This is a genomic window from Nitrospinota bacterium (assembly GCA_009873635.1).
Classification (GTDB): domain Bacteria; phylum Nitrospinota; class Nitrospinia; order Nitrospinales; family VA-1; genus LS-NOB.
Map to the genome: position 1 here is coordinate 49,056 of WAHY01000015.1, position 11,243 is coordinate 60,298.

Sequence of the window (11,243 nt, forward strand, 5' to 3'; positions counted from 1 at the left end):
TTGGTATTGCTCCGTTTCAATAATATCATTGATGGGTGCTCCGGGGAGGAACTTCAAAAATCCCAGTTGCAACTCATGCGGCCTAAGAGCCATTATATCTGAAAATGATTTCTGAATATCTTCCAGTGTTTCCCCCGGCAAACCGAATATTAAATCACAATGAAAATGTATCCGGTCCTGCTCTACCAGTTGTTTGATTGTTCTGAAAAGTTTATTGTTGTCCTGTTTTCTCTGGATGGTTTTCTGGACAGAGTCTGTGGTTGTTTGAATGCCGATCTCAAATTGAAACATTCCATGAGGAACAGTAGACAAAAAGTCAAGGATGTCATCCGTCAAAATATCTCCTACCACCTCAAAATGAAATTCGTTTCCCTCAAACTGCATCAGCCATTGCATCAGTTTTTTCATTCGATCGGGCTTGAGGTTAAAAGTGCGATCGACAAATTTGATTTTCCGAATGCCCGCATCTATTAGTTCCTTGATCTGGCTATGTATGATTTTTTCATCAAAGTATCGCACTGTTTTATCCAGCGCTGACAAACAGAATGAGCAAAGGTAAGGGCAGCCTCTGGATGTTTCAAAATATACGATTCTGTTTTTAAGGTTCTGGAAGTCTTCTTTCAAATAAGGAGCAATGAGCTCTGGCAGGTCCGTTCCGTAATGTTGCCAGCGTTTGGTAACTTCTTCTGTTAGACTCTCATGATTGCGGGTCAGCTCAAGAAACTCCAACCATTTGTTCTCACCTTCTCCTGAAATTACCGGGCAGGGGAGGGGATTCTCTTTTTCAAAAGACACTTCTGGTCCACCTGCTACTATTTTCAAGTCCGGCATTTGTTTTTTTAGACGTTCGATCAACTCCAGGCTCTGATTCCTGTTCCATATATAAATGCCGATTCCCAAAACATCTGGCTTGAGTTTTTGTATCTCTGCGGAAATTTTCCATATTGGCTGATTGATGACATATTCACGGATCCATACATTCTTGTAGCCCGCACCACGGGTTACATTTCTCAGATAGCGTATACTCAGAGAAGAGTGAATGTATTTTGCGTTAAGTGTTATGAGTCCGATAGAACGGTCCATATCCAATCTTTGCCCTTATATTTTATAAATATGACCCATCATATAGGTTGATGGTGTGGCAAGACAAGCTTGATTACTTTTTCTGGCATAATTTGCAGAAAAAAGTGGACCGGCCTGAATGAACCATGCGGATAATGGGTGTTTTGCATTTCGGACAAGGTAAACCTTCTTTGCCGTAAACAGACAGGCTCACCTTGTAATATCCTGCAGTGCCGTTGGGGTTGTAAAAATCACGCAGGGTCGTTCCTCCAGATTCAATACTTTTCATCAAGGTAGAACGTATGCAGGATATTAGAGTCTCCCATTCGGTGAGTGTTATTTTTCCTGCCTTGCGTTTGGGGTTTATGCCGGCCTGGTAAAGGGATTCACAGGCATAAATATTGCCTATTCCAGTGATGCGTCGGGCATCCATGATAAAAGTTTTAATGGGTGACCGACAATTTCTGGCAATTCCTTTCAAAGTTTTTGCGTTGGCTTCTTGTGAAAATGGGTCCAGCCCCAGTTTGTTTAGTAAAGGGTGTCTTCCATTTTCAGGTACCCAGAGAATACAACCAAATCGCCTGGGGTCAATAAAGTGAAGAAAGGTGTCACTTCCAAACTGGAAAACAGCATGAGTGTGTTTTTCCCGGGGGGTTATTGAATCTTGTAACGTAACTCGTCCGCTCATACCGAGGTGCAATAGCATTGACCCTTGCGGCACCTTTAAGAGCAGATATTTTCCGATACGCTGGATTTCAGAAACAACCTGGTTCACCATTCTTTTCTTCAAAGTAGACTTAGGAATGGGAAACCGGATGTCATTTCGAAAGAACTTCAGGGCTGTGCAGGTATTATTAACTACGAGCGGTAGCAATGACCTTTTCAGAGTTTCAACTTCAGGCAGTTCGGGCATTGATACAAAGGAGGACCTGTTCAGACCGTGGCAGGGTTAACCTGTTATTCTTCACCTTCAACACTTTCTTTTTCGGGAGGTGTGGATTCTTTTGAGGGTTTTTTTGCGATCACAACTTTTGCGGAACGAAGAATTCGTCCATTTAATGTATATCCCTTGGAATATTCCTGCATTATTGTATTTTCATCGTGTTCTTCAGACTCTACCTGAGTCATGACTTCATGCAGATTAGGATCAAAAGTCTTTCCTATCGCTTCAATGGCTTCCACTTTATGGTTTTTGAGAAACGAGGCGAGTTGCTTCTGGATCATTTCTACGCCTTCCTTTAATGTCTGTAAGGAAGTGTTCGGGGCGTTTAATGCTCTATCCATATTGTCATCAATTTGAACCAGCTCTTTCAGGAGCTTTTCATTGGCAAATTGAACGGAATCGGCCTTGTCTTTGATCAACCGTTTGCGGAAGTTTTCCAGGTCTGCTTTTTCCCTCAGGAATTCATTTTTTTGTTCAGCAAGCTCCTCATCTTTTTTCTTGAGCTGTTCCTGAAGTTTCTCTACCGGGCTTAATTCTTTTTCTTTTTTAGCAGTGGCTTCTTCCTCCGGCTCCAGGACCTCTGGATCCAAAGTTTCTGAAGTGTCCTCCGGTTCCTGCGAAACTTTTTCTTTTGATGTCACTTTTTCAAACTCCCTGATTATCCGAAATTAACTTTGAGACCTTCTTTGCGGTATGATTCACAATTGAAATAATGCGTTTGTAGTCCATTCTTTTGGAACCAAATACAGCCAATGTGCCTACATTGTCGTTCCCCAACTGGTAATTTTGCGCAATTAAACTGCAATTTCCCATTTCTTCCTGCAGGTTTTCTTCGCCGATCAAGATGGTCATCCCATCATGGTGCAGGCAGAGGTCAAGCAGGTTTATCAACTTTGTTTTTTCTTCAAGAGTTGCAAGCAGAGCTTTGATTTTTCCAATATCTTCTGTGAATTCCGGTTGATCCAGAAAATTCAAAGCACCTTCGACCAGCAATTCGTTATTCTTATGTTCTTCTGAAAACAGGGCTGAAGAAAGGTCGTGTGCTTTTCTTGCCAGGTTATTATAGTGTTCTTTTTCAACCTTCAGACGTTTAAGCAGCTCTTGTCTTATCCACCGTATGGGTTTTCCGCTGAACTCGCTATTGAGGTAATTAGAGATAGAGGTTAATTGATCCTGAGTCATCTCAGAATCAATAGGTAGAACTTTATTTTGCAATATACCTTGTTCGGAAAAAAAGACGGCCAACGCAGCCTGGGGTCCTACTTTGGTAAACTCAATGTGTTTGAAACAGGCGCTTGAAAAACTTGGGAGCATGACTAACCCCGTTTGCTTTGAAACTGTAGACAGATTTTCACATGCCTGTTCAAGTATGCCCTGGAGGTTTTGTTTCCCGGCTGGATACTCAAGCTCATAACTGTCTGATAGCACCTCGGCTTTCATGAGAAAGTTTTGTGGACGCAAAAGATGGTTCACATAAAACCTGTAGCCATTGTCGGTAGGTATACGGCCTGCCGATGTGTGGGGTTGACTCAGAAAACCCTTTTCTTCCAAGTCTGCCATCACATTTCTGAGTGTTGCCGGGCTGAGGTGTTCTGGATGAATTTTAGCAACCGTGCGAGAACCAACCGGTTCGGCAGTCTCGATGTATTTATCGATAACTGTCAATAGAACAACTTTGCTTCTTTCATCTAATAAGGGCAAGCTCATTACATTAGACAGGGCTAAAGGTTTAAATATCTATGTTTACGTTTATTAAATTAGCAACCCACAAAAATTTTGTCAACATATAGCCTTATAAGAGAATCCTGCATCACCCGGTATGTGTCCCATCAAAGCAAGGAGATAAGATAATACCCAGAATTGAAGAATGCCGAATGCTGGTTATTCTGGAGTCAGGTCTTTAGCTTTTTCTACGATCTGTGTTCCAACGCCTTCTGTAGTAAAAATTTCCAGTAATAGGGCATGGCGAACGCGTCCATCAATGATGTGGGTTTTATGAACTCCGGATTTTAGGGCATCCAGGCAGCAGTTGACTTTTGGAAGCATGCCATCACGGATTACTTTGCTGCGTATCAGGTCGTTCACGTTTTTCCGGCTTAGGCCAGTCAATAATTTTCCGTCTTTGTTTTTTACACCTTCGGTATCGGTCATTAAAAGCAACTTTTCTGCTTTTAAAGCTGAAGCGATTTTTGCGGCGACAAAATCCGCATTGATGTTGAGAGTTTCTCCGTTTTCCCCCCTTCCAATTGGAGCTATAACGGGAATGAACCCACTTTGATCAAGGGTTTCCAGTATATCAGGGTTCACATTAGTGATTTCGCCTACTAATCCCAGGTCGATAATTTCTGGACGATCTGTTTCCGGAGAATGTTTCACCTTCTTATGCCGTTTTGCCAGTATCAGATCACCGTCTTTTCCAGTAATACCAACCGCATTTCCACCCTGATGATTAATCAGTGAAACGATTTCCTTGTTAACTTTTCCACCAAGAACCATTTCTACTACGTCAATGGTTTCTTTGTTTGTCACGCGCTGTCCCTGTATGAATTCCGACCTGATCCCCAAAGCCTTGAGAGTTTTGTCTATTTGCGGACCTCCCCCATGAACCACGACCGGGTTGATACCGATGTATTTCATCATTATGATATCGAGAGCAAAGTTTTCCTTGAGGTCATCAGAGACCATGGCATTGCCACCGTATTTGATGACAATGGTTTTGCCGTAAAAATTCTTGATATATGGTAGTGCTTCTAAAAGGTTTTCGGCTTTGTTGATGAGTTTTTTCATAGACAAGTCTGCAGGTTGTTTCAGTTTTAAGCGGGAGGCCTCCGCTAAAGGATATAACGGCTCAAGTCTTCATTCTGGATAATGTCTTTTAATTTTTCTCGAATATAGTCGGCATCTATTTCGATGTTTTTATTTTCCAGGTCCGGGGCGTCAAAAGATATTTCTTCCAGAAATTTTTCCATGATGGTTTGGAGCCGTCGTGCGCCTATATTTTCTGTCCGCTGGTTTACTAAAGCCGACATTTCAGCAATCTGATTAATCGCATCATTCAGAAAACTCAGGTTGACCTGTTCGGTTTTCAGTAAAGCAATGTACTGTTTGACCAAAGCGTTGTCAGGCTCTGTAAGAATGCGGACAAAATCTTCCTTGGTCAGGGAATCAAGTTCGACACGTATGGGAAAACGGCCTTGAAACTCAGGAATCAGATCAGACGGTTTGGCCGAATGAAATGCACCAGCCGCTATGAAAAGGATATGGTCGGTTTTCACGATCCCATATTTAGTATTTACTGATGAACCTTCAACGATAGGCAGCAGGTCGCGCTGAACACCTTCGCGAGAGACGTCTGGGCTACTGGTTCCCCCAGACTGGCGGCCGATAATTTTATCAATCTCATCAATAAAGATAATTCCGTTTTGCTCCACACGTTTAATGGTTTCTTTCGTGACTTTTTCCTGGTCCAGCAATTTCTCTGCTTCCTCCCGACACAGAGCCTTGAAGGCATCAGGTACTTTCAATTTTTTGTTGGATGTTTTCTGAGGCAATATCGAACCCAGCATGTCCTTTATATTATTGCTCATTTCTTCCATACCCGCGCCAGCATTCATATCGATGATTGATGGCATTTGATCGCGTATCTGGATTTCCACTTCACGATCATCGAGTTTTCCTTCCTTTAACATCTGAGCGAATTTTTCCCGGGTTTGCTCATAATGTAATTTGCCATTTGAATCAAGGTTGAAGCCAGGTTTTCCCTGTAGTCCTGCTGGCGGAGGAAGAAGTAAGTCAAGAAGCCTTTCTTTAGCTTGTTCCCGGGCTTCAGCACGAATGGTGGTTTCCATTTCTTCTTTAACCATATTTTTAGACAACTCCACCAGGTCCCTGACCATAGATTCCACGTCACGACCGACATATCCAACTTCCGTATATTTGGAGGCCTCTACCTTAATGAAAGGAGACTTCGAAAGTTTTGCCAGTCGGCGGGCTATTTCCGTCTTTCCCACTCCCGTTGGTCCTATCATAAGAATATTTTTTGGGCCCACCTCATCCCGAAGGGAGCTGGATAACTGTAGCCTCCGCCAGCGATTACGCAGGGCAATACTTACGGCCCGTTTTGCATTGGTTTGTCCAACGATAAACTTATCCAGTTCCTCAACAATCTGTTTCGGTGTTAATGATGCCATGAGCTTTTCATTGGCATCCTGGGCAGTATTGTCAGACTGGGTGACTACTGTTTCATTCATGAACTACAATTCCTCAATGGTTAAATTAGAGTTTGTATAAATGCATATCGACTCTGTGATCTTCATGGATTCTTCTACTATCTGCCTTGTGGAAAGATCGCTGTGTTGAACAAGTGCTTTGGCGGCGGCGGACGCAAACATGCCTCCAGAGCCAATAGCCAACACCCCATCATCGGGTTCGATAACATCTCCCGTTCCTGAAAGCAGGAGAGAGTGGTCCTTATCGACAACAATCAGCATTGCCTCAAGACGCCTCAACATTTTATCAGTGCGCCAGTCTTTAGCCAATTCCACTGCCGAGCGGGGTAAATTGCCCTGGAATTTTTCAAGCTTTTCTTCAAACCGGGCAAACAGGGAAAAGGCGTCTGCGGTAGAACCTGCAAAGCCGCCGATTACATTATCGTTGTACATTCGTCGAACCTTGCTTGCCGTATGTTTCATTACCGTATTACCAAGGCTGACTTGTCCGTCACCGCCGATGACGACATTGCCCTTATGGCGGACAGAGAGTATTGTGGTTGCGTGCATCATATTTAGTATTGTACTGATCTCAGTAAAAAAATGGAGGTTAAATTATTCCAAAGCGAGTTTTTCTTTGGCACGAGGGTGTGCCTTATCATAGGCCTCTGACAATCTGTCGAGTGTTAAATGTGTGTATTTCTGGGTGGTGGACAGGCTGGAATGGCCCAATAGCTCCTGAATCGAGCGCAAATCTGCTCCCCCTTCTAACAAATGGGTGGCAAACGAATGCCTGAGCGAGTGGGGTGAGACTCCACCAGCGAAATTCCCCTGCTTGATATATTTATCCACTACTTTGCGTACCCCTCTAACAGAAATTCCCGCACCACGGTTATTCAAGAACAACTGGTTTGTGCCGGGCTGTTTGATTTTGGCATTTCGAGCTTTAATATATGTTTTTAAAGCTTCCACGCAATGGTTACCCATTGGCAGCATGCGTTCCTTTCCACCTTTACCCAGCACTTTTATCATGCGAGAGTCCAGATTGGTGTTATTAATTGTCAAGCCGACCAGTTCACTGATGCGTAAGCCACAATTATAAAATAGTTCCAACAAAGCACGGTCGCGAACAGGAAGAAAACCAACGCCTTCTGGCAAATCTAAAAGGCGAAACATTTCATCAACGGAAAAGTAAGCAGGTAACTTATTCTGCATCTTGGGTGCAGGCACAGTTTTAGCGATATTGTTCTTAACATACCCTTCCCGGGACATAAACCTGAAAAATGAGCTTAAGGTTGAAAGCTTGCGCCGCATGGTTGTGCCCGAATACTTCTTTTCATAAAGGAAGCCCATGAATGAGCGCACTGCCAACCTGTCTATTTGCTTTATTTGAAAGGAAGAGTCATCTTTGGAATGACCTGAGTGGATCAGGAAATCCTGAAATTGTGCGATATCGTTCATATAACCATCCACTGTATTTGGAGAAGCATTTTTCTCCACAAGCAGGTAGTCCTTAAATTCCTGTATGACCTTTTCCACTAAATAACCCTTTATTTATCAATGGTATCAAGATACCTGACCGCATGGGTTAAGTCAAGCTGGGCCGAAAGAGATTTTTTCGTTATGCTGGAGAGCGGGCAGATATGCCGGAAGCCAGCCTATACATTGGTTAAGTTTTCAGGCAATTGACGATAAATTCAGACTGAACTATTTAATTTAGACCCTGGTTTTATCTGGAATTTTTGATACCTTGTACAGCCTGTTACATCTAATTAAGAAGGTATTAAAATATATAGAAGAATGAAAAATGACTGATTCGATGAACCCGGAATTTGAACGTGAGCAGCAGCAGGCCCGAGAAGGATTTAAAACTGTGTCAGAAATCCGCCAGAGGTTGGATATTCTTGCAGAACATGTAGAGTCCAGAAAAGAAGCATTGGAAGAAGAAATCCAGGAACACCTGCACGAGTCGCTGGCTAATGCACGGGACTCAATGGAGCGAATACAGGAGAATATAGGCCCAAAAGTTGAAAAGGCCATTAGAACAAAGATGGAGGAGATTGACCGCAAAATGATGCGGTTGAATGAAGACGGACTTGAAGCTGTGCAACAGGAGTTGGTGAAAGCGACCCCGGAAATCACCAGGAAGATACTGGAAGACCTCGACAAGCTCGTTGCCGAAAACACACGCTACGTGAAAATGGAAATTTTAAATGAGGTCAAAGAGGAACTTGATAAGTCGATTCAGTCATCCCTGGAGCCGGTCAACCATAAGCTTGAAAAAGACCTGCCAACTGTAAAATCCCTTGCGATTTCTGGGTTGGCTCTGGCAGGAATGGCGTTGTTGGCAATAGTGTGGCTCGCCTTCAAGTGACCAGCCAGAACAGGAAAAAGAAGAGTATACTGGATAAAATAACCTGCCAGACAAAACTGAACCCCGGCCCGGTAAAAAGAATCAATACAGTGCAGGCGCAAAGGATTATAAATGCTAGTATAAGCCGTGTGCTTTGTTTAAGTACTGGAGGGGGTTCCATAGGTTTTAAGTTTAATGATCCTGTATTAGCATTTTTTTTATATCTTCAAGAATCAGAATTTCTTCTGCTTCCATTAATAGATCTTCAGCGGAAAATATCTCCTCGCTTCCCATATCCAACTCTTCCGATTCCTGAGCGTCGTATTCGCTGCTAAGATTGGGTGAAGATTCCAGATAACTTTTGATTTCGTCCTGTCTGAATGTGTTGAGGATAGCTTTAGCAAACTCATTCAGAAGAGCTTCTTGTTGTTTAACCTGCTCAAGAGGTCCGCTGTAATGCTCTTGTATGGTCAAAGCATAGCTCATCTTTAGCGAACGTCCTCCCTGGTTAAGAGGGTGGTCCTCTGACATATCATTATTGGGGTAGAGAAACTGAAGCTTTTGCCTTGCTTTTTTGAGAAGGCCAAGGTTGATGCCAAACTTTTCTCCAATTAGATAAGAAAGTCCTGCATGTGTTCCTTCACTTTTTGCAATATTTTTAGCTTCCTCGCAATATACTTGAACTTGTTCGAATTCCATACTTCCTAAACTTGATAGGTAAAAGTTATCTGTCTATCTTCTAGCTATTATTCTTGTATTGAAGAAAGAAGTAAACCCTAAAAATATATCCGGTTTGCAACAAAGATAATTCTGAAAGGGGTTTTATCCGTATATTTTAGCACATAGATAGGCAATAAAACGGGTTGCGGAATGAAAGAAGGGCTCGTTTCCTTTAATTGGCCTGACATGGATAAACTTCATCCCCGCATCAACGGCTCCACCATCTGTGATATAGCTGTCCCCAATCATGCATACCTTGGATGGGTCATCCATATCAAGATATTCGGTCATGGCGATTTGAAATCCCCGCGGATCAGGTTTGGCTGGCACGTTAGCAACTACTTGTGTACCAATTTCCAAAAAAGGTTTAAAACGGTTTTCCCAGGCGTTGGTATAAATGGCCACTTTAAACCCTTTTTCCAGCATGGAACGTACATGATTTATGACCGATTGACTGAACTCACTTTGATGGTGGGGAGTGAGTGTGCCGTCAGCATCTATTAGAATCCCTTCAAGGCCAATTTCCTGAAGCTTGTTGATGGGAATTTCCTCAAACCGTTTCACTTTCATGAAGGTTTTCAGTCTTGATGGGCTGAAAGGAAGAGCAAGAAACCGGGAAACTTTTGCCCGGGTCAATCCTTCGCGTTCGGGTGAGACACTGCTTGACATTAAAGAACCGATTCTGCGGCAAGAAGTCCGACCTGGGCCCAATCCACCAGTTCGTCTAATTCCTCTTTGGACATATTAAGGGCAGCCAGGCAGTTCTCATCAATAGAAGCATGACTGGTTTCATAAGGATGACTCAGGTCATATACATTGGCTATCCGGTTTGCGGTGCTTACCAAACGGGTCAGGTCGGGTATTTGATCTACTTCCAGACCAGATCTACCATGAGCTGCTGTTGCCTCCACGACCTTTGGAGAAATAGGCCACCACTCTTTCAGATAAGCCGCTCCCAACTCAGAGTGGGAAATACCAAAAAAGTTTTTTTCCAGTATTTCCAAGGGTTGATCGGAGTTGATAAAGTCAGTGGTTTTTAGAAATTCACTGAACTGGTCAGGAACCAGGTAATCATAGACCAGCAAACCGATATCATGAACCAGGCCTGCCAGGTAACTTGAACCCAGTTCTTCTTTATCTGTTAAAACTTTGGTTGCCAGTTCCCGTGAAAGAATGGCTACCGCCAGTCCATGTTTCCAGAAACGGGTTTGGCCCATAGTTTGAGGCACTTTGATGCAACAGGGAAGCTCTACCGTATAGCATAGCTCCAGCACTGCTCCCAATCCCAGCCGAACTATGGCATCCTCAATATCTTCTGCCAGGTCTCTCCCTCCACCGAACAGGGCACTGTTGGCCATGGTTATTACTCTGGAAGACAAGACAGGGTCCGACGCTATAAGCCGCCTGGCATCTTCGACCTCACAATCAGGATCATTCATTAATTTCTGTAAAGCAATGATAACATCGGGGAGAGGGGGCAGATAACCGCTCGTCTTAAGTTTTTCCAGAATGAGTTCTCTCATAATTGAAGTACCCGAAACCGTTAGCCAATATGGGTAGTTTAATGTTCTTTTTAAAGTAACACCATAGAAAAAATTGAATTGAGGATATAGCGTCTTCATTCCTGCTTCTTTTCCGGCAGGTGCGAGTTGGCAGCGCTATATTGATAGACAAGTTCCCCGCCAGTTGAGACCAACGGGATAATCGCAATAAAATTTAAAATGACTAGTGACAAACGAATCGCATGAGAGTTTTTCTTTACCAAACCGGCAACAGAAACCAGAAATAATGCTCCCGCTACCCACGGGATAACTTCTCCTGCCTCTTCGTGCTCTTCAATCACCCTTTCAGACACAATTTCTTCTACTTTTTCCTCATCAGCTTCTCCTGTTTCCACCGCCACAATAGATGATGCAACATAGGATAACTATATTTCATTCAACGAAATAACCCATCC

General features: G+C 43.2%; 12 protein-coding genes and 1 pseudogene (1 of these 13 only partly in view). 1 reads left to right on the plus strand and 12 read right to left on the minus strand.

Annotation, left to right across the window (positions count from 1 at the left end; genetic code table 11):
- From F3741_09590 to F3741_09625, 8 genes and pseudogenes are all read right to left on the minus strand, one after another.
- Window positions 1–1,083 (minus strand): annotated as a pseudogene (locus F3741_09590) (DUF4080 domain-containing protein); it reaches 634 nt to the left of the window's first position.
- 73 nt (window positions 1,084–1,156) lie between these two features.
- Window positions 1,157–1,975: a bifunctional DNA-formamidopyrimidine glycosylase/DNA-(apurinic or apyrimidinic site) lyase gene (gene mutM / locus F3741_09595; protein MZG31035.1), complete on the minus strand. Its 819-nt coding sequence runs from the start codon at window positions 1,973–1,975 to the stop codon at window positions 1,157–1,159.
- A gap of 44 nt (window positions 1,976–2,019) precedes the next feature.
- Window positions 2,020–2,667 (minus strand): nucleotide exchange factor GrpE, encoded by a 648-nt coding sequence (locus F3741_09600; GenBank protein MZG31036.1) that lies wholly within the window; start codon window positions 2,665–2,667, stop codon window positions 2,020–2,022.
- Window positions 2,651–3,712: a heat-inducible transcription repressor HrcA gene (gene hrcA / locus F3741_09605; protein MZG31037.1), complete on the minus strand. Its 1,062-nt coding sequence runs from the start codon at window positions 3,710–3,712 to the stop codon at window positions 2,651–2,653. Before hrcA ends, F3741_09600 begins: the two co-directional genes overlap by 17 nt.
- 174 nt (window positions 3,713–3,886) lie before the next feature.
- Window positions 3,887–4,792 (minus strand): acetylglutamate kinase, encoded by a 906-nt coding sequence (argB, locus tag F3741_09610; protein ID MZG31038.1) that lies wholly within the window; start codon window positions 4,790–4,792, stop codon window positions 3,887–3,889.
- A gap of 44 nt (window positions 4,793–4,836) precedes the next feature.
- Window positions 4,837–6,195 (minus strand): ATP-dependent protease ATPase subunit HslU, encoded by a 1,359-nt coding sequence (gene hslU, locus F3741_09615; protein MZG31039.1) that lies wholly within the window; start codon window positions 6,193–6,195, stop codon window positions 4,837–4,839.
- 63 nt (window positions 6,196–6,258) lie between these two features.
- A complete protein-coding gene (gene hslV / locus F3741_09620) occupies window positions 6,259–6,783 on the minus strand; it encodes an ATP-dependent protease subunit HslV (protein MZG31040.1) in 525 nt (174 codons plus the stop codon).
- A 45-nt stretch (window positions 6,784–6,828) separates the two neighbouring features.
- Window positions 6,829–7,752, minus strand: coding sequence for a tyrosine recombinase XerC (locus F3741_09625; protein ID MZG31041.1), 924 nt, complete (start codon window positions 7,750–7,752; stop codon window positions 6,829–6,831).
- A gap of 268 nt (window positions 7,753–8,020) precedes the next feature.
- On the opposite strand from F3741_09625, the gene F3741_09630 reads away from it, so the two are divergent.
- Entirely contained in the window at window positions 8,021–8,587 is a 567-nt protein-coding gene (locus F3741_09630; protein ID MZG31042.1) for a hypothetical protein, read from the plus strand.
- 171 nt (window positions 8,588–8,758) lie between these two features.
- On the opposite strand, the gene F3741_09635 is transcribed toward F3741_09630, so the two are convergent.
- The 4 genes from F3741_09635 to F3741_09650 form a co-directional block, all read right to left on the minus strand.
- A complete protein-coding gene (locus F3741_09635; GenBank protein MZG31043.1) occupies window positions 8,759–9,265 on the minus strand; it encodes a hypothetical protein in 507 nt (168 codons plus the stop codon).
- A 123-nt stretch (window positions 9,266–9,388) separates the two neighbouring features.
- The gene (locus tag F3741_09640; protein MZG31044.1) at window positions 9,389–9,955 is read right to left on the minus strand and encodes an HAD hydrolase-like protein; all 567 of its coding nucleotides are present in this window, start codon (window positions 9,953–9,955) and stop codon (window positions 9,389–9,391) included.
- Entirely contained in the window at window positions 9,955–10,908 is a 954-nt protein-coding gene (locus F3741_09645; protein MZG31045.1) for an HDOD domain-containing protein, read from the minus strand. Before F3741_09645 ends, F3741_09640 begins: the two co-directional genes overlap by 1 nt.
- Window positions 10,905–11,189 carry a hypothetical protein gene (locus F3741_09650; GenBank protein ID MZG31046.1) on the minus strand — a complete coding sequence of 95 codons (285 nt, stop codon included), beginning with the start codon at window positions 11,187–11,189 and terminating at the stop codon, window positions 10,905–10,907. The genes F3741_09645 and F3741_09650 overlap by 4 nt, the downstream gene beginning before the upstream one ends.
- Window positions 11,190–11,243 lie beyond the last annotated feature (54 nt).